Annotated in this window: 18 protein-coding genes and 1 other annotated feature; of the genes, 16 read left to right on the top strand and 2 right to left on the bottom strand. The window is 54.7% G+C overall.

All coding sequences use genetic code 11. The features are described 5' to 3' along the window. The first annotated feature begins 164 nt into the window (after window positions 1–164). From thrL to thrC, 4 genes are all read left to right on the top strand, one after another. Complete coding sequence (gene thrL, locus C1N58_RS14640; protein WP_071988721.1) at window positions 165–233, top strand: thr operon leader peptide; 69 nt, start codon at window positions 165–167, stop codon at window positions 231–233. Further along, window positions 172–291, top strand: a sequence feature (Thr leader region). Its footprint overlaps the gene before it by 62 nt. 25 nt (window positions 292–316) lie before the next feature. Continuing rightward, a complete protein-coding gene (thrA, locus tag C1N58_RS14635) occupies window positions 317–2,779 on the top strand; it encodes a bifunctional aspartate kinase/homoserine dehydrogenase I (RefSeq protein WP_205951269.1) in 2,463 nt (820 codons plus the stop codon). 2 nt (window positions 2,780–2,781) lie between these two features. Continuing rightward, complete coding sequence (gene thrB, locus C1N58_RS14630) at window positions 2,782–3,711, top strand: homoserine kinase (protein WP_006117623.1); 930 nt, start codon at window positions 2,782–2,784, stop codon at window positions 3,709–3,711. A gap of 3 nt (window positions 3,712–3,714) precedes the next feature. Further along, window positions 3,715–4,998 carry a threonine synthase gene (gene thrC, locus C1N58_RS14625; RefSeq protein WP_006117624.1) on the top strand — a complete coding sequence of 428 codons (1,284 nt, stop codon included), beginning with the start codon at window positions 3,715–3,717 and terminating at the stop codon, window positions 4,996–4,998. A 52-nt stretch (window positions 4,999–5,050) separates the two neighbouring features. Here thrC and yaaA read toward each other — a convergent pair whose 3' ends face one another. Next, a complete protein-coding gene (gene yaaA, locus C1N58_RS14620; RefSeq protein ID WP_054634518.1) occupies window positions 5,051–5,824 on the bottom strand; it encodes a peroxide stress protein YaaA in 774 nt (257 codons plus the stop codon). 207 nt (window positions 5,825–6,031) lie between these two features. On the opposite strand from yaaA, the gene tal reads away from it, so the two are divergent. The 6 genes from tal to nhaA all read left to right on the top strand — a co-directional run bounded on the left by tal (window position 6,032) and on the right by nhaA (window position 14,080). Further along, window positions 6,032–6,985, top strand: a complete 954-nt coding sequence (tal, locus tag C1N58_RS14615) for a transaldolase (RefSeq protein WP_006117626.1) — start codon at window positions 6,032–6,034, stop codon at window positions 6,983–6,985. 116 nt (window positions 6,986–7,101) lie between these two features. After that, window positions 7,102–7,689 carry a molybdopterin adenylyltransferase gene (mog, locus tag C1N58_RS14610; RefSeq protein WP_006117627.1) on the top strand — a complete coding sequence of 196 codons (588 nt, stop codon included), beginning with the start codon at window positions 7,102–7,104 and terminating at the stop codon, window positions 7,687–7,689. Window positions 7,690–7,793: 104 nt separating this feature from the next. Continuing rightward, window positions 7,794–9,101, top strand: a complete 1,308-nt coding sequence (locus C1N58_RS14605; protein ID WP_394564273.1) for an MFS transporter — start codon at window positions 7,794–7,796, stop codon at window positions 9,099–9,101. 408 nt (window positions 9,102–9,509) lie between these two features. Next, window positions 9,510–11,420, top strand: coding sequence for a molecular chaperone DnaK (dnaK, locus tag C1N58_RS14600; protein WP_039338776.1), 1,911 nt, complete (start codon window positions 9,510–9,512; stop codon window positions 11,418–11,420). 102 nt (window positions 11,421–11,522) lie between these two features. Beyond that, the gene (gene dnaJ, locus C1N58_RS14595) at window positions 11,523–12,665 is read left to right on the top strand and encodes a molecular chaperone DnaJ (protein WP_006117631.1); all 1,143 of its coding nucleotides are present in this window, start codon (window positions 11,523–11,525) and stop codon (window positions 12,663–12,665) included. A gap of 236 nt (window positions 12,666–12,901) precedes the next feature. Then, complete coding sequence (gene nhaA, locus C1N58_RS14590; RefSeq protein ID WP_006117632.1) at window positions 12,902–14,080, top strand: Na+/H+ antiporter NhaA; 1,179 nt, start codon at window positions 12,902–12,904, stop codon at window positions 14,078–14,080. Window positions 14,081–14,424: 344 nt separating this feature from the next. On the opposite strand, the gene rpsT is transcribed toward nhaA, so the two are convergent. Then, a complete protein-coding gene (gene rpsT, locus C1N58_RS14585) occupies window positions 14,425–14,688 on the bottom strand; it encodes a 30S ribosomal protein S20 (RefSeq protein WP_006117633.1) in 264 nt (87 codons plus the stop codon). Between the two features lie 317 nt (window positions 14,689–15,005). Here rpsT and ribF point away from each other — a divergent pair, with 317 nt between their 5' ends. From ribF to dapB, 6 genes are all read left to right on the top strand, one after another. Further along, a complete protein-coding gene (ribF, locus tag C1N58_RS14580; protein WP_394549910.1) occupies window positions 15,006–15,932 on the top strand; it encodes a bifunctional riboflavin kinase/FAD synthetase in 927 nt (308 codons plus the stop codon). Window positions 15,933–15,961: 29 nt separating this feature from the next. Then, window positions 15,962–18,781: an isoleucine--tRNA ligase gene (ileS, locus tag C1N58_RS14575; protein ID WP_394564272.1), complete on the top strand. Its 2,820-nt coding sequence runs from the start codon at window positions 15,962–15,964 to the stop codon at window positions 18,779–18,781. Continuing rightward, entirely contained in the window at window positions 18,781–19,284 is a 504-nt protein-coding gene (gene lspA, locus C1N58_RS14570) for a signal peptidase II (RefSeq protein ID WP_006117636.1), read from the top strand. The genes ileS and lspA overlap by 1 nt, the downstream gene beginning before the upstream one ends. 3 nt (window positions 19,285–19,287) lie before the next feature. Then, window positions 19,288–19,758, top strand: a complete 471-nt coding sequence (gene fkpB, locus C1N58_RS14565) for an FKBP-type peptidyl-prolyl cis-trans isomerase (protein ID WP_033740226.1) — start codon at window positions 19,288–19,290, stop codon at window positions 19,756–19,758. Next, complete coding sequence (ispH, locus tag C1N58_RS14560; RefSeq protein ID WP_054634514.1) at window positions 19,739–20,689, top strand: 4-hydroxy-3-methylbut-2-enyl diphosphate reductase; 951 nt, start codon at window positions 19,739–19,741, stop codon at window positions 20,687–20,689. The genes fkpB and ispH overlap by 20 nt, the downstream gene beginning before the upstream one ends. Window positions 20,690–20,901: 212 nt before the next feature. After that, window positions 20,902–21,717: a 4-hydroxy-tetrahydrodipicolinate reductase gene (dapB, locus tag C1N58_RS14555; RefSeq protein ID WP_033740228.1), complete on the top strand. Its 816-nt coding sequence runs from the start codon at window positions 20,902–20,904 to the stop codon at window positions 21,715–21,717. Window positions 21,718–21,762: the final 45 nt, after the last annotated feature.

Genomic DNA, 21,762 nt, shown 5'->3' with positions numbered 1-21,762 from the left:
AAGCGCACGATACCAAACGATTCGCCAGGTTTTTTTCCTGCAATCACACGCTAAACATGGCGAGTTTTTTTTGCACAAAGGATAAAACCGTTGACTTGATGTGCGCTTTGATTTACTTCTTAGAACCAGACGGACAATCAATGACAGACAGAAAATAAATCTGAATGCGTAATCACAGCCTGAACACCACAATTATTACCACCACCATTACCATGGGTAACGGGGCGGGCTGACGCATCCAGGAAAAACAAAAAAAGAAGCCCGCACCTCACGAGTGCGGGTTTTTTTTTGACTCAAAATCAGGAGAGTTGACATCATGCGAGTGCTGAAATTCGGTGGGACCTCGGTGGCCAATGCAGAGCGTTTTCTGCGCGTCGCCGATATTCTGGAAAGTAATGCGCAACAGGGACAGGTTGCTACCGTGCTTTCTGCACCTGCAAAGATTACCAACCACCTGGTTGCGATGATTGAAAAAACCATTAGCGGTCAGGATGCGTTGCCCAATTTGAGTGATGCGACGCGCATCTTCGCAGAACTGCTGCAGGGGCTGGCCGAGGCACAACCCGGTTTCGACTATGAGGAGCTGAAAAGCCGTGTTGACAGCGAATTTGCGCAACTTAAACAGGTTCTGCACGGCATCAGCCTGTTAGGACAGTGCCCTGACAGCGTCAATGCGGCCATTATCTGTCGGGGCGAGAAGCTCTCCATTGCCATTATGGAAAAGCTGTTAGAAGCCCGTGGCTATGGCGTCAGCGTGATCGACCCGGTCGAAAAACTGCTGGCCATCGGTCATTATCTGGAATCAACCGTGGATATCGCCGAGTCAACCCGCCGCATTGAAGCCAGTCAGATCCCAACAGAAAACATGATCCTGATGGCTGGTTTCACCGCCGGTAACGAACGGGGTGAACTGGTGGTGCTGGGCCGCAACGGTTCTGACTATTCAGCGGCGGTGCTGGCGGCCTGCCTGCGGGCCGATTGCTGTGAGATCTGGACCGATGTGGACGGGGTTTATACCTGCGATCCGCGCCAGGTTCCGGACGCGCGCCTGCTCAAATCCATGTCTTACCAGGAAGCAATGGAGCTGTCCTATTTCGGGGCCAAAGTTCTGCATCCTCGCACTATCGCACCTATCGCGCAGTTTCAAATCCCTTGCCTGATCAAAAACACGGCCAATCCCCAGGCGCCAGGTACGCTGATTAGCGGCAACGGCGAGCAGGATGAGTATCCGGTCAAAGGCATCACCAACCTGAACAATATGGCGATGTTTAACGTCTCCGGCCCGGGCATGAAAGGCATGGTGGGCATGGCGGCCCGCGTCTTTGCCACCATGTCGCGCACCGGCATTTCTGTGGTGCTCATTACCCAGTCTTCGTCTGAATACAGCATCAGCTTCTGCGTTCCTCAGAGCGAGCAGGCCCGCGCCCGTCGCGTGCTGGAGGACGAATTCTATCTTGAACTGAAAGATGGTCTGCTGGATGCGCTGGACGTTATCGAAAATCTGGCGGTGATCTCGGTCGTGGGTGACGGAATGCGTACCCTGCGCGGGATTTCAGCCAAGTTCTTCTCTGCGCTGGCGCGGGCCAATATCAATATCATTGCGATTGCTCAGGGCTCGTCTGAACGATCAATTTCCGTCGTGGTAAACAATGACGACGCCACCACCGGTGTTCGCGTGGTGCACCAGATGCTGTTTGCCACCGATCAGGTGATTGAAGTCTTCGTGGTGGGCGTTGGCGGTGTGGGCGGCGCGCTGCTGGATCAGTTGCATCGCCAGCAGGCCTGGCTCAAACAGAAGCATATCGACTTGCGCGTATGCGGTATCGCCAATTCCCGTGCGCTGTTAACCAATGTACACGGTATTGATCTCAGTAACTGGAAAGGCGAGATGGAGCAGGCCAAAGAGCCGTTCAATCTGGGACGCTTAATTCGTCTGGTAAAAGAGTATCATTTGCTCAATCCGGTCATTGTGGACTGCACATCAAGTCAGGCGGTGGCCGACCAGTACGCGGATTTCCTGGCTGAGGGCTTCCACGTAGTGACGCCGAATAAAAAGGCGAATACCGCGTCATGGGAATATTACCAAAAGATGCGCGCCGCCGCTGCCGGATCGCGCCGTAAGTTCCTGTACGACACTAACGTGGGCGCCGGTTTGCCCGTTATTGAAAATTTGCAAAATTTGCTGAATGCAGGCGATGAATTGATCCGCTTCTCCGGTATTCTGTCGGGATCGCTGTCGTATATTTTTGGCAAACTGGATGAAGGTGTCTCGCTGTCGGAGGCCACGCGCATGGCGCGCGAAATGGGATTCACTGAGCCGGATCCGCGTGACGATTTATCCGGCACGGACGTCGCGCGTAAGCTGCTCATTCTGGCCCGCGAAGCCGGCTATCAACACGAAATGCACGACATTGAGATTGAGCCGTTGCTGCCAGCGCACCTGACCGCCATTGCCGATGTCGAGCAGTTTATGCAGCAACTGCCCGACGTCGATGCGGCGATTGCCGCCCGAGTGGCGCAGGCGCGTGAGGCGGGCAAAGTGTTGCGTCTGGTCGGCGTGATCGAAGAAGGCGGGGCGTGCAAAGTCAAGATCGAGGCAGTAGACAGTAACGATCCGCTTTTTAAAGTGAAAAACGGTGAGAATGCACTGGCTTTCTACAGCCGCTATTATCAGCCCATTCCGTTGGTGTTGCGCGGATACGGTGCAGGAAATGACGTGACAGCAGCGGGCGTGTTCGCCGATCTGCTGCGCACACTGTCGTGGAAGTTGGGAGTGTAATGATGGTAAAAATTCATGCGCCGGCCTCAATAGGCAATGTCAGCGTGGGCTTTGATGTGCTGGGCGCGGCGGTCTCGCCAGTGGATGGTTCATTGCTGGGAGATTGCGTCTCGGTCGAGGCGGCCGACAGCTTTAGCCTGAGCAATACTGGCCGCTTTGTCAGCAAACTGCCCAGCGATCCTAAAGAGAATATCGTTTATCAGTGCTGGGAGCGGTTCTGCGAAGCCATTGGCAAAAGCGTGCCGGTGGCGATCACGCTGGAAAAAAACATGCCTATAGGCTCGGGGCTGGGCTCCAGCGCCTGTTCCGTGGTTGCGGGTCTGATGGCCATGAACGAATTTTGTGGCAAACCGCTGGATGACAACCAGCTCCTGACGTTAATGGGGGAGCTGGAAGGGCGCATTTCCGGTAGCGTACATTACGATAATGTCGCGCCGTGCTTCCTTGGCGGTATTCAACTGATGATCGAGGAAAATGGGATCATTACCCAGGCGGTGCCAGGCTTTGACGACTGGCTGTGGGTGATGGCCTATCCGGGCATCAAAGTGTCAACAGCGGAGGCGCGGGCGATTTTACCGGCGCAGTACGCGAAGCAGGACTGCATCAAGCACGGCCGACTGCTGGCCGGATTCATTCACGCCTGCCATACGCGCCAACCCGCGCTGGCGGCTAAACTGATGCAGGATGTGATTGCTGAGCCGTACCGGACTCAGCTGTTACCGGGCTTTGCCCAGGCACGTCAAGCTGCTCAGGATATCGGGGCGCTGGCCTGCGGTATTTCGGGCTCTGGCCCCACGCTCTTTGCCATTTGCAACCAGATGGAAACGGCACAGCAGATGGCCGACTGGCTGAGCCAGCACTATCTGCAGAACGATGAAGGCTTCGTCCATATCTGCCGTCTTGATACGGCTGGCGCACGTAAACTGGGATAACGCATGAAACTCTACAATCTTAAGGATCATAACGAGCAGGTCAGCTTCGCCCAGGCGGTGAAACAAGGTCTGGGTTCACAGCAAGGGCTGTTTTTCCCGCTTGAGCTGCCTGAATTTGAACTGACCGACATCGATGCCATGCTGGAGATGGATTTTGTTACACGCAGCAGCAAAATCCTCTCTGCCTATATTGGCGACGAAGTGCCGGCGGCGCATCTGACCGAACGCCTGAAAACGGCCTTTACCTTTCCGGCACCGATCAAAGCGGTGACCGATGATGTCGCCTGTCTTGAACTGTTCCACGGCCCAACCCTGGCGTTCAAAGACTTTGGCGGCCGTTTTATGGCGCAGATGCTGTCCTATGTAAGTGGTTCAGATGAGCAGATCACGATTCTGACGGCAACCTCTGGCGATACCGGTGCCGCCGTCGCCCATGCGTTTTACGGCATGGAAAATGTGCGCGTCGTGATCCTGTATCCGCAGGGCAAAATCAGCCCGTTGCAGGAGAAATTGTTCTGTACGCTGGGCGGCAACATCGAAACCATTGCGATTGACGGCGATTTTGATGCCTGCCAGGCATTGGTCAAACAGGCCTTTGATGATCAGGAACTGAAGAAAGCTATCGGCCTGAACTCAGCCAACTCCATTAATATCAGCCGTCTGCTGGCGCAGATTTGTTATTACTTTGAAGCCGTCGCGCAGCTGCCGCAGGAAAAACGTAATCAACTGGTCGTCTCTGTACCAAGTGGCAACTTTGGTGATTTGACGGCAGGTCTGCTGGCGAAGTCACTTGGGCTGCCGATCAAGCGGTTTATTGCGGCAACGAATGCCAATGACACGGTGCCACGCTTTCTTGGCAACGGCGAATGGCAGCCTAACGCGACCGTCGCGACATTGTCGAACGCCATGGATGTGAGCCAGCCGAATAACTGGCCGCGCGTTGAGGAGCTGTTCCGTCGCAAAACCTGGCGCCTGAGTGATTTAGCCTACGGCGCGGTATCCGACGCGGTGACGCGCGAAGCGATGCGTGATCTGGCGAAACTGGGTTACGTATCAGAGCCGCACGCGGCGATTGCCTGGCGCTTGCTGCGTGACCAGTTACAGGACGGCGAGTACGGCTTATTCCTTGGCACGGCGCACCCGGCGAAGTTCCTGGAGAGCGTGGAAAGTATTCTGGAGCAGAAGCTGGCGCTGCCGACTGAACTGGCAGAGCGTGCCGATCTGCCGTTGCTGTCGCATACCATGAAGGCAGATTTTGCCTCACTGCGTGCCTTTTTGCTGAAATAAAAGAAAGGTGGCTCGTGCCACCTTCCTGCATTCAGTCGCGCGTCGGGCAGGTTTACTGTTCGGCGCGTTTAAACACCAGTTCGTTGTCTCTGCTTTCCTCTGCTGCAAACCGATAACCCTCAAGGTCAAACCGGGTTAACTGCTCAGGTTGGGTCAGGCGCTGCTGAATAATAAAGCGGCTCATCAATCCCCGGGCCTTCTTCGCATAGAAACTGATGACTTTATACTTGCCGTTTTTCTCATCCAGAAACACCGGCTTGATCAGGCGCGCCTGCAGTTTTTTCGGTTTGATCGCTTTGAAGTATTCGTCTGACGCCAGATTAATCAACACGTCATCGCCCTGGCGGGCAAGGGCTTCATTCAGTTTTTCAGTGAGCAGGTCGCCCCAGAAGCTGTAAAGATCCTGGCCTGCCGGATTCGCCAGCTTGATGCCCATCTCCAGGCGATACGGCTGCATCAGATCCAGCGGACGCAGTAAACCGTATAAGCCCGACAGCATCCGCAGATGTTGCTGCGCAAAGTCGAAATCGTGTTCGCTAAAGGTTTCAGCCTGCAAACCGGTGTAGACATCGCCTTTGAACGCCAGAATAGCCTGACGGGCATTATCCAGGCTGAAGTCGGGATGCCAGCTGTTGAAACGTTCGGCGTTCAGATGGGCCAGTTTATCGCTGATACTCATTAATGACGCGATCTGCGCAGGCGACAGCGTACGCGCAATCTGAATCAACTGTTGTGACTTTTCTAACAGGGCAGGTTGGGTAAAGTGCTGCGTGGCCAGGGGGCTTTCATAATCCAGCGTTTTGGCGGGCGAGATCACCATCAACATCGTCGCGTCCTCAGTAAGTCCCTTTCAGAAAGGGGAGAGCCAGTCATTGTTGCTGCGAGTGTAGCAAAAAAGCCGCAAGGATCGGCAAATCACTCCCATTCGTTCGCGCTATCGTAAACGGCATTCCCCGACCTTGCACCGCCGTTGCCGCGTGATATTATCCCAACAGCCTTTTATCACCCTGACAGTTAACTAAGAGAAAAGAACATGACGGACAAACTGACCTCCCTGCGTCAACTGACCACCGTAGTGGCCGACACCGGTGATATCGCAGCGATGAAGCTGTATCAACCCCAGGATGCCACCACCAACCCTTCTCTGATTCTTAACGCTGCTCAAATCCCTGAATACCGTAAACTGATTGATGAAGCGATCGCGTGGGCACGTCAGCAGAGCAACGATAAAGAGCAACAACTGCAACTGGTCTCTGACAAACTGGCCGTAAACATTGGTCTGGAAATCCTTAAACTGGTCCCGGGCCGCATTTCGACCGAAGTGGATGCGCGTCTTTCTTACGACACAGAAGCCAGCATTGCCAAGGCACGCAGCCTGATCAAACTCTATAACGATGCCGGTATCAGCAACGATCGTATCCTGATCAAACTGGCGTCAACCTGGCAGGGTATTCGTGCAGCAGAACAGCTGGAAAAAGAAGGCATCAACTGTAACCTGACGCTGCTGTTCTCCTTCGCCCAGGCGCGTGCCTGTGCGGAAGCGGGCGTGTATCTGATTTCGCCTTTTGTAGGCCGTATCCTCGACTGGTACAAAGCGAACACCGACAAAAAAGAGTACGCGCCACACGAAGATCCAGGCGTGGTATCCGTCTCTGAAATCTATAACTACTACAAGCAACACGGTTATGAAACGGTGGTTATGGGGGCAAGCTTCCGTAACGTCGGTGAAATCATTGAGCTGGCTGGCTGTGACCGTCTGACCATTTCACCTGCGCTGCTGAAGGAGCTGGCTGAAAGCGAGGGCTCGCTGGAGCGTAAGCTGAGCTACAGCGGTGAAGTGAAAGCGCGTCCGGAGAAAATGACCGAGTCAGAGTTCCTGTGGCAGCACAACCAGGATCCGATGGCGGTGACCAAGCTGGCGGAAGGTATCCGCAACTTTGCCATCGACCAGGGCAAACTTGAGAAGATGCTGGCAGAAATGCTGTAATCGTTCACCGTGGCGGCACCGTCGCCACGGTTTTCCCTTTCCGTCACGGTTTGTTATTCTTTTCACTACGTCCTTTCCTTATCACCGCACTGCGGTAAACCACAGCGAACAACATCATGAACACATTACGTATCGGATTGATCTCGGTTTCCGATCGCGCAGCGAACGGCATTTATCAGGATCAGGGCATTCCGGCTCTGGAAGCCTGGCTGAGCGGTGCGATCAGCACGCCTTTTGAACTGGAAACGCGACTGGTCCCGGATGAGCAGCCCATGATTGAGCAGGCCATTTGCGAGCTGGTGGACGAACGCTTCTGTCATCTGGTGCTGACCACCGGTGGAACCGGTCCGGCACGTCGTGATGTGACGCCGGATGCGACGTTAGCGGTGGCCGATCGCGAGATGCCAGGATTTGGCGAGCAGATGCGGCAAATCAGCCTGAAGTTTGTGCCGACCGCGATTCTATCGCGCCAGGTGGGCGTGATTCGTAAACAATCCCTGATCCTTAACCTGCCCGGTCAGCCGAAATCCATTAAAGAAACGCTGGAGGGGCTGAAAGACGCGCAGGGCAACGTCCTGGTCCCAGGAATTTTTGCAGCTGTACCTTATTGTTTACAGTTGCTCGACGGACCTTATGTCGAAACCCACGCGGAATGCGTAGCAGCTTTTCGCCCAAAAAGCGCTATACGTGAGATAAATAACTAAATATTCTGCTTTTCAGGAATAAGCTACAGCCTGGCTGGTGTGGTGATAAATTGACGGTATAGTAAGCACAGCTTTACAACCGTTCTCTTTATCTCTGGACGCCTATGACCACACTTGAGACGCCGCGCCTGAAACCTCAGGACTATAAAACGCTGGCACTGGCTGCGCTGGGTGGCGCGCTGGAATTTTACGACTTTATCATCTTCGTTTTTTTCGCCGCCGTTATCGGTGAACTCTTCTTTCCCGCCGATATCCCCGACTGGCTTCGTCAGTTACAGACGTTCGCCATTTTTGCCGCGGGTTATCTGGCGCGTCCGCTTGGTGGCATCATCATGGCGCACTTTGGCGACAAAGTGGGCCGTAAAAAAATGTTCAGCCTGAGCATATTGCTGATGGCCTTACCCACCCTGGCAATGGGCGCGTTGCCCACCTGGTCGTCGATTGGTCTTGCCGCGCCGCTGTTGATGCTGCTTCTGCGCATGCTGCAGGGGGCGGCTATCGGTGGTGAAGTGCCTGGTGCATGGGTGTTTGTGGCGGAGCATGTGCCTTACAAACGCATTGGTATCGCCTGCGGCACGCTGACCGCCGGACTGACGATTGGCATCCTGTTGGGATCGGTGGTGGCAACCTTAATTAATACAACGTTGACGCAACAGGCGATTCACGATGGCGGCTGGCGCATTCCTTTCTTTCTGGGCGGGGCGTTTGGCTTAGGCGCCATGTATTTACGCCGCTGGCTGCATGAAACGCCGGTTTTCGTGGAGATGCAGCAGCGCAAAACGCTGGCGCAGGAACTGCCGCTGAAAACCGTGGTCATGAAACATCGAAAATCGGTAGCGATTTCAATTCTGCTGACCTGGATGCTGTCGGCCTGTATCGTTGTGGTGATTTTGATGGCACCGCTCTGGTTGCAGAAACAGCATGGAATGGCGCCGGCGCTGACCTTAAAAGCCAACAGCATTGCGATTATTATGCTGTGTGTGGGCTGTATCGTATCCGGACTGCTGGTGGACCGCTTCGGTACCAGCCGGACATTAAGCACAGGAAGCGTATTGCTCGCACTGTGCAGCGGGCTGTTCTATTCGCTGGCACCGCAGCATCCCGATTACCTGTTTTTGCTTTACGGGCTGGCAGGTCTTAGCGTGGGTGTTGTCGGGATTGTGCCCTTTGTCATGGTGCGCGCGTTCCCCGCCGAGGTTCGCTTCACCGGCCTGTCTTTTTCCTACAACCTTTCCTATGCGGTGTTTGGCGGGCTGACGCCGATTTGCGTAACATTGCTAATGAATGTGTCTCCCCTGGCGCCTGGCTGGTATGCCATGGCGCTGGCGCTGGTGGGACTGATCGTCAGCGTCTGGCTGAGACAGGATATCAGCCACGAGCCTTGCCTGAGTGAAGGCATCAATCAGGCCTGAACCCTGTACGCGGAGCCCGGCTCCGCGCTTTCTTTTTCTTTGCCAGTCGCGGCGTGCAGTCTGATGCTCGCCGCCGCGCCCTGCGCCAGATAAAAGCGTACCGTACCCGGACTGCCCATTGTATGGATGAACAGAACCGAAACGTGGACTGTTTCGAGGCGGCATTTTGCCGCACTCTCGTCAGGGAGCGCGTCAGTTTATTATCTTGGTTAAGGCAGCCTGAGCGGCCGTTGAAAATTTTTTTTCATTTCACCCTTGATGCGCTTCTAAGCGACCCCATTTACTTGTCATCGAGCGTTGTGGACGTTGGAAAAAAAAGCATGTGAGGTCGGGTTGAATGTCATCAACCTGCCCACATAAAAGGTTCACAACCCAAACTGGCAACGAATTTAAGTGGGAGATGTTTAGATGGGTAAGATTATTGGTATTGACCTGGGTACAACCAACTCTTGTGTTGCGGTCATGGACGGCACCAAAGCGCGTGTGCTTGAGAACGCCGAAGGCGATCGCACCACGCCTTCGATCATCGCTTACACACAGGATGGTGAAACTCTGGTCGGACAACCGGCTAAACGTCAGGCTGTGACCAACCCGCAGAATACCCTGTTTGCGATCAAGCGTCTGATTGGCCGTCGCTTCCAGGACGAAGAAGTACAGCGTGATATCAAAATCATGCCTTACAAAATTGTGGGTGCTGATAACGGCGACGCATGGCTGGAAGTGAAAGGCCAGAAAATGGCACCGCCGCAGATTTCTGCGGAAGTGCTGAAAAAAATGAAGAAAACGGCTGAAGATTTCCTGGGTGAGCCCGTAACTGAAGCGGTTATCACCGTTCCGGCTTACTTCAACGATGCTCAGCGTCAGGCAACCAAAGATGCTGGCCGTATCGCAGGTCTGGAAGTCAAACGTATCATCAACGAACCGACGGCAGCAGCGCTGGCGTACGGCCTGGATAAAGGCCAGGGCAACCGCACCATCGCAGTTTATGACCTGGGTGGCGGTACCTTCGATATCTCTATCATCGAAATCGACGACGTTGATGGCGAAAAAACCTTCGAAGTTCTGGCAACCAACGGTGATACGCACCTGGGTGGTGAAGACTTCGACAGCCGCCTGATCAACTACCTGGTGGCAGAATTTAAGAAAGACCAGGGCATCGATCTGCACAACGATCCACTGGCGATGCAGCGTCTGAAAGAAGCCGCCGAGAAAGCCAAGATCGAGCTGTCTTCTGCGCAGCAGACCGATGTTAACCTGCCGTACATTACGGCGGATGCTACCGGTCCTAAGCACCTGAACATCAAAGTGACTCGTTCTAAACTGGAGTCGTTAGTTGAAGATCTGGTTGCGCGCTCTATCGAGCCGCTGAAAGTCGCACTGCAGGATGCGGGCCTGTCCGTTTCGGACATCAACGACGTTATCCTGGTGGGTGGTCAGACACGTATGCCACTGGTTCAGGCTAAAGTGACTGAGTTCTTTGGCAAAGAGCCACGTAAAGACGTGAACCCGGATGAAGCGGTGGCGGTCGGTGCTGCGGTACAGGGCGGTGTGTTAGGTGGCGACGTGAAAGACGTTCTGCTGCTGGACGTGACTCCGCTGTCACTGGGTATCGAAACCATGGGCGGCGTGATGACTTCGCTGATCAGCAAGAACACCACCATCCCAACCAAGCACAGCCAGGTGTTCTCGACGGCAGAAGACAACCAGTCTGCGGTAACGATTCACGTGCTGCAGGGTGAGCGTAAGCGTGCCAGCGACAACAAGTCACTGGGCCAGTTTAACCTGGACGGCATTCAGCCTGCGCCACGCGGTATGCCGCAGATCGAAGTGACCTTCGACATCGATGCGGATGGTATCCTGCACGTATCAGCGAAGGACAAAAACAGCGGTAAAGAGCAGAAGATCACCATTAAAGCGTCTTCCGGCCTGAACGAGGACGAGATTGCGAAAATGGTGCGTGATGCTGAAGCGAACGCGGAATCTGACCGTAAGTTCGAAGAGCTGGTGCAGACCCGCAACCAGGGTGACCAGATCGCTCACAGCACACGTAAGCAGCTGGATGAAGCGGGCGACAAACTGTCAGCGGATGACAAAGCCCCAATCGAAGCGGCGCTGAGCGCGCTGGAAACGGCGCTGAAAGGCGAAGATAAAGCAGAGATCGATGCCAAAATGCAGGCGCTGATGGAAGTTTCCAGCAAACTGATGGAAGCCGCACAGCAGTCTCAGGCGGGTGCAGCGGATGCCCACGATGCGTCAGCGAAGAAAGATGACGATGTGGTCGATGCTGAATTCGAAGAAGTAAAAGACAATAAGAAATAATTGCCCCTGACCGGGCGCGACGGTTGCCCTGACAGCCGTTGAAACCAGCACGGGCGTAGGAGTTTTCTCCACGCCCGTGCGATCATGTTAAGGGCTAAATAAATGGCGAAGAGTGATTACTACGAGATTTTAGGCGTCGCCAAATCTGCAGACGAGCGTGAAATCAAAAAGGCGTACAAACGCCTGGCGATGAAATATCACCCGGACCGTAATCCAGGCGATAAAGACGCCGAAACCAAGTTTAAAGAAGCAAAAGAAGCCTACGAAATCTTAACGGACGCCCAGAAGCGCGCGGCCTACGATCAGTACGGTCATGCCGCCTTTGAACAAGGCGGTATGGGCGGAGGTGGATTCGGCGGCGGCTTTGGCGGCGGCGGTGCAGATTTCAGCGATATCTTTGGCGACGTTTTCGGTGACATCTTTGGTGGTGGCCGCCGTCAGCGCGCAGCCCGTGGTTCAGATTTGCGCTACAACATGGAGCTGACGCTGGAAGAAGCGGTTCGCGGCGTGACCAAAGAGATCCGTATTCCGACGTTAGAAGAGTGCGATGTCTGCCACGGCAGCGGTGCCAAAGCGGGGACCAAACCGCAAACCTGTTCAACCTGTCATGGCGCAGGCCAGGTGCAAATGCGCCAGGGCTTCTTCACCGTGCAGCAGGCCTGTCCAACCTGTCATGGCCGGGGTTCGGTGATCAAAGATCCGTGCAACGCCTGTCATGGTCATGGCCGCGTCGAGAAATCCAAAACGCTGTCGGTGAAAATTCCGGCGGGCGTCGACACGGGTGACCGTATTCGGTTGAGCGGTGAAGGTGAAGCCGGTGAGCAGGGCGCACCCGCGGGCGATCTGTACGTTCAGGTGACGGTGAAAAAACACCCAATCTTTGAACGTGAAGAGAACAACCTCTACTGCGAAGTGCCGATCAACTTTGCCATGGCGGCGCTGGGCGGTGAGATTGAAGTGCCTACCCTGGACGGACGCGTGAAGCTGAAGGTACCGGCAGAGACTCAGACCGGTAAGCTGTTCCGCATGCGCGGTCGCGGTGTGAAATCGGTGCGCGGTGGTGCGGTAGGTGACCTGCTGTGCCGTGTCGTGGTGGAAACCCCAGTCAGTCTGAATGACAAGCAAAAAGCGCTGCTGCGTGAACTGGAAGAGAGCTTTGGTGGACCCAGCGGCGAGCACAACAGCCCGCGTTCCAAAAGCTTCTTTGACGGCGTGAAAAAGTTTTTTGACGATTTAACCCGTTAATCGCACGGACGTATGTCACTAAAGCGGAGAGGACATTCTCCGCTTTTTTTATGCCAGCACCAGGGCGGAGGTACGCCGTTACTTAGGGCCCTGCCTTCTCTTGCCTGCTTTCCTTCTTCTCTTTGCTGTCGCCAAAATGTCGACATTACGTAAAAGCGGATAAATTAGCTTTTTATCAGGTTCAGTGAATCGTTACACTGCTCAGCATTGTGTTTTCCGCTCAGGAGGAGTGCATTTTGTCAAAACCTCGTCGTATCAGGCATTTAATTAAAAGTTTTATTGAGAGTGATGCCAGCAACGGTATGGTGTTAATTCTGGCTGCCGTGGTGGCGATGGTTCTCGCGAACAGTGCGTCCACCGCTCAGGGCTACCAGGCGCTGCTGGAGACACCGGTGCAGATTCGCTTCGGTGAGCTGGATATCAGCAAAAACCTGTTGTTATGGATCAATGACGCCCTGATGGCGCTGTTCTTCCTGCTGATTGGTCTGGAGGTGAAGCGTGAACTCATCTCGGGTGAACTGGCCAGCCGCGATCGGGCCGTCTTCCCGGTTATTGCCGCCTTAGGGGGAATGGCGGCGCCTGCCATCCTGTTTTTACTGTTTAATCACGGGGATGAGATCGCCCGCAATGGCTGGGCCATTCCCACCGCGACGGATATCGCTTTTGCGCTGGGCGTGCTGGCCCTGCTGGGCAGCCGTGTCCCGACGGCCCTGAAAGTTTTTTTGATGGCGCTGGCAATTATCGATGACCTGGGGGCGATTATCATTATCGCGCTGTTCTATACCAGCGATCTCTCAGTCACGTCCCTCAGCGTGGCGGTAGGAGCCATTGTCGTGCTGGCCATCCTGAACCGGTGTAACGTGCGTAATATCGCCGTTTATATGCTGGTTGGGCTGGTGCTGTGGACTGCGGTACTGAAGTCCGGCGTCCATGCAACGCTTGCGGGCGTCGTCGTCGGCTTCTTTGTCCCGCTGGAAGAGAAAGACGGTCACTCGCCGGCTGAACATCTGGCGCATGGCTTGATGCCCTGGGTGAACTGGCTGATTCTGCCGCTGTTTGCCTTCGCCAACGCCGGGATTTCCCTGACGGGGATTACCTTTGGCGATGTGCTGTCACCCGAGCCGCTGGGCATCATCCTTGGCCTGCTGATCGGTAAGCCATTGGGGATTACCCTGTTCTGTTGGCTGGCGGTGACGCTGAGGCTGGCGGTGCTGCCCAATGGCACGACGTTGCGCGATATCATGGCGATTGGCGTGCTGTGCGGCATTGGTTTTACGATGTCGATCTTTATCAGCTCGCTGGCTTTTGATGCGGCTCATGAACAGCTGGTGACATTCTCGAAGCTGGGGATTCTGAGCGGTTCACTGCTCTCGGCCGTACTGGGTTACACGTTATTGCGATATAAACTGCGTTAAACGAAAGGAGGCGTAAGCCTCCTTTTGCCTTCCCCGACGCGGTTATGCAGCCAGGGCGAACATAACAGATTACCTTTTTGCGTACGGGGATAACGCGAAAAGGGCAGATATCGGATCGGGACGGCACAGGCTGAATTATGGGCACCTACCGCTTATGCCTGATAGCGTTTTCCCGTCGTCCATGGGCTATCCGTTGTCACAGAAAGGCGAGCTTTGAAGCGGTTCGCCATCTGCGCGGGCTGTCCGGCAAGGAAGCGGGAAAGAGGAAGGTCAGCGGTGAATCGCAGACATAAAAAAACCGGCTCAGAGCCGGTTCTTTCAACAAAGCGATAAACAAAAGGCGATTAAGCCAGTTTGTTGATCTGTGCAGTCAGGTTTGCTTTATAACGTGCAGCTTTGTTTTTGTGGATCAGACCTTTAGCAGCCTGACGGTCCACGATTGGTTGCATTTCATTAAATGCATTCTGCGCAGCAGCTTTGTCGCCTGAAGCGATCGCCGCGTATACTTTCTTAACGAAGGTACGCATCATAGAGCGACGGCTTGCGTTATGCTTGCGACGTTTCTCAGATGTTACGGCACGTTTCTTAGCTGATTTGATATTAGCCAAGGTCCAACTCCCAAATATGTTCGATAGAGACAAATCAAAGGCCGAGGACTATGCCTTTTGGACCTTCTGTTGTCAATGGATTTGTGCAAATAAGCGTCGTTCACAAGTGATAACCTGCACGACACTCGGTTACGTATTTGATGGCGCAAGATTCTACCAGCTTCTGTGTCCTGAATACAGTATTTCGCAACAAAATTCTCTTTGTGGCTCTGCGTGCCGGTAAATACGGCCTGTTACGCATGAAAGGCGTGTTCACGGGTTAACCTCGGCGGCTTTCGAGGGTATAATCCGCCGATTTCCACCGGTTTGAGTCAGCCATGAAGTTTATCCGCGGTATTCATAATCTTAATGCGCAGCATCACGGCTGCGTTCTGACCATTGGTAATTTCGATGGTGTGCACCGCGGCCATCAGGCGCTGATGGGGCGGTTGATGGAAGAAGGCCGGAAACGTCAATTGCCGGTCATGGTGATGGTGTTTGAACCTCAGCCGCTGGAGCTGTTTGCCGGTGGCAATGCCCCTGCCAGACTGACCCGCCTGCGCGAAAAACTCAGGTACCTGGCAGAAATCGGCGTGGATTATGTGCTGTGCGTGCGGTTCGACCATCGCTTCGCCGCACTCTCGGCGCAAAGTTTTATTAGCGAATTGCTGGTGAGCAAACTGGGCGTGAACTACCTGGCCGTTGGGGATGATTTCCGCTTTGGCGCTGGTCGGCAGGGGGATTTCCTGCTATTACAGAAAGCCGGAGTAGAATACGGTTTCGACGTCGTCAGCACAGAAACGTTTTGCGACGGCGGTAAACGCATCAGCAGCACGGCGGTGCGTCAGGCGCTGGCTGAGGACAATCTGGCGCTGGCGCAGTCGCTGTTGGGCCATCCTTTCAGTATCTCAGGGCGCGTGGTGCACGGTGATGCACTGGGACGCACGCTGGGATTCCCTACTGCCAATCTCCCTTTACGCCGCTGCGTCTCGCCGGTCAAAGGCGTGTATGCGGTAGAAGTCGAGGGCCTGGGGCCGAACCCCCTGCCCGGCGTCGCCAACATTGGCACGCGCCCGACAGTAAAAGGTTTACGCCAACAGCTTGAAGTTCACCTGTTGGACATCAATATGGATCTCTATGGTCGCCACATTGATGTGGTATTGAAGCAGAAAATACGAAACGAGCAGCGCTTTGCTTCACTGGACGCGTTGAAAGAGCAAATTGCGAAAGACACGGTAACGGCCCGACAATTTTTTGGCCTGTAACCTGAGCAAAAAACGGAATCGAGAATCTGATGAGTGACTATAAATCTACCCTGAATTTGCCGGAAACGGGGTTCCCCATGCGTGGCGATCTGGCCAAACGCGAACCGGGAATGCTGCAGCGTTGGTATGATGACAATCTTTACGGCATCATCCGCGAAGCCAAAAAAGGGAAAAAAACCTTTATCCTGCATGATGGCCCTCCTTATGCGAACGGCAGCATTCATATTGGTCACTCTGTTAACAAGATTCTGAAAGACATTATCGTCAAGTCGAAAGGCATGGCGGGCTACGATTCACCGTATGTGCCGGGCTGGGACTGTCACGGTTTGCCTATCGAGCACAAAGTTGAGCAGATGATCGGTAAGCCGGGCGAGAAAGTCACCGCCGCCGAATTCCGCGAAGCCTGCCGTAAATACGCGGCCGAACAGGTTGAAGGACAGAAAGCCGACTTTATTCGTCTGGGCGTGCTGGGCGACTGGGATCGTCCTTACCTGACGATGGATTTCACGACCGAAGCGAATATCATTCGTGCGCTGGGCAAAATCATCGGTAATGGCCACCTGCACAAAGGCGCCAAGCCGGTGCACTGGTGCATGGATTGCCGCTCTGCGCTGGCGGAAGCGGAAGTTGAGTATTATGACAAAACGTCGCCCTCCATCGATGTCATGTTTAATGCCGTGGATGCGGATGCCGTGCGTGCGGCATTTGGAGTAACGGCCTCAGAAGGCCCCGTTTCGCTGGTCATCTGGACAACCACGCCGTGGACCATGCCTGCTAACCGCGGCATCTCTCTGCACCCCGAATTTGACTATCAGCTGTTGCAGATTGAGGGCCGCAGCCTAATCCTGGCGAAGGATCTGGTTGAGAGCGTCATGAAACGCGCGGGCGTCAGCCACTGGACTGTGCTGGGCACCTGCCAGGGCGCAGCACTGGAGCTTCAACTGTTCCAGCACCCTTTCCTGGCGCAGATCCAGTCGAAGGTGGTTCTGGGCGATCACGTGACGCTGGATGCCGGTACCGGTGCGGTTCACACAGCACCGGGTCACGGTCCGGATGACTATGTGATCGGTCAGAAATACGGTCTGGAAACGGCGAATCCGGTTGGGCCTGATGGCGCCTACCTGCCCGGTACCTATCCCGGGCTTGACGGCATTAACGTCTTTAAAGCTAACGAGTTGATCGTTGAACTGCTGAAAGAGAAGGGCGCGTTGCTGCATGTTGAAAAACTGCTGCACAGCTACCCGCACTGCTGGCGCCATAAAACCCCGATCATCTTCCGTGCTACCCCGCAGTGGTTTATCAGCATGGATCAGAAAGGCCTGCGCGCGCAGTCCCTGAAAGAGATTAAAGGCGTTCAGTGGATCCCGGACTGGGGCCAGGCGCGTATTGAATCCATGGTCGCCAACCGTCCTGACTGGTGTATTTCCCGTCAGCGTACCTGGGGCGTCCCAATGGCGCTGTTCGTCCATAAAGAGACCGAAGAACTGCACCCGGACACCCTGTCGTTGATGGAAAAAGTGGCGCAGCGCGTTGAGCAGGACGGTATTCAGGCATGGTGGGATCTCGATCCCCGCGATCTGATGGGCGATGATGCCGACAACTATGTGAAGGTGCCGGATACGCTGGACGTCTGGTTCGATTCAGGATCGACCAGCTATTCCGTCGTGGATGCGCGCCCGGAATTTGGCGGTAATACGCCGGATATGTATCTGGAAGGATCGGATCAGCACCGTGGCTGGTTTATGTCCTCGCTCATGATCTCGACAGCGATGAAAGGCAAAGCGCCTTATCGTCAGGTGCTGACGCATGGCTTTACCGTTGATGGTCAGGGCCGCAAGATGTCCAAATCCATTGGTAATACCGTTGCGCCGCAGGATGTGATGGATAAGCTCGGGGCAGACATTCTGCGCCTGTGGGTTGCTTCGACCGATTACTCGGGCGAAATGGCCGTTTCTGACGAAATCCTGAAGCGCTCTGCCGATGCCTATCGTCGTATCCGTAACACGGCGCGTTTCCTGTTAGCGAACCTGAGCGGCTTTAATCCGGCCAACGATCTGGTTAAACCCGAAGAGATGGTGGTGGTCGATTGCTGGGCGGTAGGACGTGCGCAGGCGGCGCAGGCGGATATCGTGGCTTCCTACGAGCACTACGATTTTCACGAAGTGATTCAGCGCCTGATGCAGTTCTGCTCCATTGAGATGGGCTCCTTCTATCTGGATATCATCAAAGACCGTCAGTACACCGCGAAAGGTGACAGCCTGGCGCGCCGTAGCTGTCAGTCTGCGCTGTGGCACATTGTGGAAGCGCTGGTGCGCTGGATGGCGCCGATCATGTCTTTCACAGCTGATGAGATCTGGGGCTATTTGCCGGGCGAGCGCGCGAAGTATGTGTTCACTGAAGAGTGGTACACCGGCCTGTTTGGTCTGCCTGAAAACGAAGCGCTGAACGATGCGTACTGGGCTGAACTGCTTAAAGTGCGCGGTGAAGTGAACAAGGTGATTGAGCAGGCACGTAGCGATAAACGCATTGGTGGCGCGCTGGAAGCCTCTGTCACGCTGTATGCTGATGCCGAGCTGGCGGCGAAGCTGAAGGCGCTGGGTGATGAGCTGCGCTTTGTGCTGCTGACCTCCGGTGCTGAGGTTGCCGACTACGCTCAGGCTAACGCTGATGCGCAGCAAAGTGAACTGGTAAAAGGTCTGAAAATCGGCCTGCACAAAGCCGAAGGCGAGAAATGTCCGCGCTGCTGGCACTACACTACTGACGTCGGTCAGAACCCTGAGCACGCTGCGGTGTGCGGTCGCTGTTACACTAACGTAGCCGGAAACGGTGAAGAGCGTAAGTTTGCCTGATGAGTAGACCTGTTTTCTCCACCGGATTGCGCTGGCTGTGGCTGGTGCTGGTTGTTATCGTTGTTGATTTTGTCAGCAAGCAGTGGGTAATGAACAACATGATGCTGCATGAAACGCAGCCGCTGATGCCGTTCCTTAACCTGTTTTACGCGCACAATTACGGCGCGGCGTTCAGTTTCCTCGCGGATAAAGGCGGCTGGCAGCGCTGGTTCTTCGCCGGTATTGCGCTGGCGATTGTGGTGTCGCTGCTGGTGATGATGTATCGCAACAGCGCTCAACAGAAGATCGCCAACAGTGCTTATGCGCTCATTATCGGCGGCGCTGTCGGTAATCTGTTTGATCGTGCGTATCATGGCTTCGTGGTGGATTTTATCGATTTCTATATCGGTAACTGGCACTTTGCTACATTTAATATCGCTGACTGCGGCATCTGTATCGGTGCGGCGTTGGTGGTGCTGGAAGGGTTTTTTAATCCGTCCAGCAAGCAGGTTAAAAAAGGGTAAACCATGACTGAGTCTGTACAGCGCGACAGCGCGGTGTTGTTGCATTTCGTTCTGAAGCTGGAAGATGGCTCAGTGGCGGAATCCACCCGCGCCAGCGGTAAACCTGCGCTGTTTCGTCTGGGTGACGGTAGCCTGTCCGGCGCGCTGGAACAGGCACTGCTGGGCTTAAAAGCCGGGGATAAACATCAGTTCTCACTGGCACCGGAAGAGGCGTTTGGCGGTGTCAGTCCTGATCTGATCCAGTACTTTTCGCGTCGCGACTTTAATGAAGCGGGCGAGCCTGAGATTGGGGCTATTATGCTGTTTACCGGCATGGGCGGCAGTGAAATGCCGGGCGTGATTCGCGAAATCAATGGTGATTCAATCACCGTTGATTTTAACCATCCGCTGGCAGGCCATCGCGTTCAGTTTGACATTGAGGTGCTGGAAATCGATCCGGTACTGGAGGCGAACCATGCAAATTCTGCTGGCTAATCCACGTGGTTTTTGTGCTGGCGTCGATCGCGCCATCAGCATTGTTGAAAACGCACTGACGCTGTTTGGTGCGCCGGTCTATGTGCGTCATGAAGTGGTACATAACCGCTACGTGGTGGACAGCCTGCGCCAGCGCGGCGCAATTTTTATTGAGCAAATCAGCGAAGTGCCGGATGGTGCTATCCTGATTTTTTCTGCCCATGGCGTTTCTCAGGCGGTACGTAACGAAGCGAAAAGCCGTGATCTCACGGTCTTTGATGCGACCTGCCCCCTGGTGACCAAGGTGCACATGGAAGTCGCGCGCGCCAGCCGCCGGGGCGAAGAGTCGGTGCTGATTGGTCACGCCGGGCACCCGGAAGTCGAAGGCACCATGGGGCAGTACAATAACCCCAAGGGCGGCATGTATCTGGTGGAGTCCCCAGATGACGTCTGGAAACTGGACGTTAAAGATCATGACCGGCTGTCTTTCATGACGCAAACCACGCTGTCGGTCGATGATACCTCTGAAGTGATTGATGCGTTGCGTGCCCGTTTCCCGAAAATTGTCGGCCCACGTAAAGATGATATCTGCTATGCCACGACAAACCGGCAGGAAGCGGTAAGGGCACTCGCTGAAGAGGCGGATGTCGTGCTGGTAGTCGGATCTAAAAACTCGTCAAACTCTAACCGTCTGGCCGAACTGGCGCAGCGCATGGGTAAAGCGGCTTATCTGATCGACGATGCAGAGGATATCCAGCCCGAATGGATCGCCGCGGCCCGCTGTGTTGGCGTCACCGCGGGTGCATCGGCACCGGATATTCTGGTGCAGAATGTCATCAGCCGTCTGCAGGCGTTAGGTGGCGGCGAAGCCAGAGTCCTGGAAGGGCGGGAAGAAAATATCGTGTTTGAAGTCCCCAAAGAGTTGCGGGTTGATGTCCGCAACGTGCAGTGACAACAAACCTGTAGTAGCAAAAAGGCCGACTCTGTTCGGCCTTTTTGCTATCCGCCGCCCGGCCAACGACGAGGTGAAATTGCTTTTACTGATAATCGCCTTCGCCTGGCATAAAAATTCTTATTATCCCCGAGAAAAAGTGGCGCAGTTGTTATCTCATGGTTAACCTGATTGCGCTTGCATGCATAGTTTTGTTTTAGGAATGAATAAATATGAAGAATATCCGCATTGCCATCGTGGGTGCGCCGGGACGCATGGGCCGTAACCTGATTCAGGCGGTCGTTCATGCCAACGGCGTGGATCTGGGCGCGGCACTGGCACGTCCGGGCTCGTCATTAATCGGCACCGATGCTGGTGAACTGGCGGGCGTGGGCAAACTGGACGTTCCCGTTGTCGATGATTTACGTGCTGTGATGGATGATTTTGACGTTTTAATCGATTTCACCCGTCCCGAAGGGACGCTGGCCTACCTGGCACTGTGCCGTGAACACCGCAAGGCAATGATTATTGGTACGACCGGATTTGACGAAGCCGGTAAGGCGGCGATTCGTGATGCGGCAACAGAGACGGGGATTGTCTTTGCGGCGAACTTCAGCGTTGGCGTCAATCTGGTTCTGAAGCTGCTGGAGAAAGCCGCTACCGTGATGGGCGATTATGCGGATATTGAGATTATCGAAGCGCATCATCGTCACAAAGTGGACGCCCCTTCAGGAACGGCGCTGGCCATGGGGGAAGCGATTGCCGACGCCATGGACTGGAAACTGGCTGATCATGCCGTTTACAGTCGCGAAGGGCACACCGGCGAACGTAAGGCTCAAACCATTGGTTTTGCAACAGTGCGAGCCGGTGACATTGTCGGCGAACACACGGCCATGTTTGCAGATGACGGAGAGCGTGTAGAGATTACTCATAAGGCGTCAAGCCGTATGACGTTTGCTAATGGCGCGGTTAAGGCGGCATTATGGGTAAGTGCGAAGAAAAAAGGGCTTTACGATATGCGTGATGTCCTTGATTTAGCCAGTTTGTAATGGGTTTTACCTGTGTGATGTGGTGATTTCAATCGCTAATTCATT

The sequence above is a fragment of the Pantoea sp. SGAir0180 genome (assembly GCF_043546245.1).
The sequence above is the reverse complement of the archived record's forward strand: the minus strand, read 5'-3'. Positions and strand labels throughout refer to the sequence as shown.

What these genes read in the sequence shown, in the direction of transcription:
- thrA (WP_205951269.1), top strand. Translation starts at nt 317, where the DNA reads ATGCGAGTGCTGAAATTCGGTGGGACCTCGGTGGCCAATGCAGAGCGT.
- thrB (WP_006117623.1), top strand. Translation starts at nt 2,782, where the DNA reads ATGGTAAAAATTCATGCGCCGGCCTCAATAGGCAATGTCAGCGTGGGC.
- thrC (WP_006117624.1), top strand. Translation starts at nt 3,715, where the DNA reads ATGAAACTCTACAATCTTAAGGATCATAACGAGCAGGTCAGCTTCGCC.
- yaaA (WP_054634518.1), bottom strand. Translation starts at nt 5,824, where the DNA reads ATGTTGATGGTGATCTCGCCCGCCAAAACGCTGGATTATGAAAGCCCC.
- tal (WP_006117626.1), top strand. Translation starts at nt 6,032, where the DNA reads ATGACGGACAAACTGACCTCCCTGCGTCAACTGACCACCGTAGTGGCC.
- mog (WP_006117627.1), top strand. Translation starts at nt 7,102, where the DNA reads ATGAACACATTACGTATCGGATTGATCTCGGTTTCCGATCGCGCAGCG.
- C1N58_RS14605 (WP_394564273.1), top strand. Translation starts at nt 7,794, where the DNA reads ATGACCACACTTGAGACGCCGCGCCTGAAACCTCAGGACTATAAAACG.
- dnaK (WP_039338776.1), top strand. Translation starts at nt 9,510, where the DNA reads ATGGGTAAGATTATTGGTATTGACCTGGGTACAACCAACTCTTGTGTT.
- dnaJ (WP_006117631.1), top strand. Translation starts at nt 11,523, where the DNA reads ATGGCGAAGAGTGATTACTACGAGATTTTAGGCGTCGCCAAATCTGCA.
- ribF (WP_394549910.1), top strand. Translation starts at nt 15,006, where the DNA reads ATGAAGTTTATCCGCGGTATTCATAATCTTAATGCGCAGCATCACGGC.
- ileS (WP_394564272.1), top strand. Translation starts at nt 15,962, where the DNA reads ATGAGTGACTATAAATCTACCCTGAATTTGCCGGAAACGGGGTTCCCC.
- lspA (WP_006117636.1), top strand. Translation starts at nt 18,781, where the DNA reads ATGAGTAGACCTGTTTTCTCCACCGGATTGCGCTGGCTGTGGCTGGTG.
- fkpB (WP_033740226.1), top strand. Translation starts at nt 19,288, where the DNA reads ATGACTGAGTCTGTACAGCGCGACAGCGCGGTGTTGTTGCATTTCGTT.
- ispH (WP_054634514.1), top strand. Translation starts at nt 19,739, where the DNA reads ATGCAAATTCTGCTGGCTAATCCACGTGGTTTTTGTGCTGGCGTCGAT.
- dapB (WP_033740228.1), top strand. Translation starts at nt 20,902, where the DNA reads ATGAAGAATATCCGCATTGCCATCGTGGGTGCGCCGGGACGCATGGGC.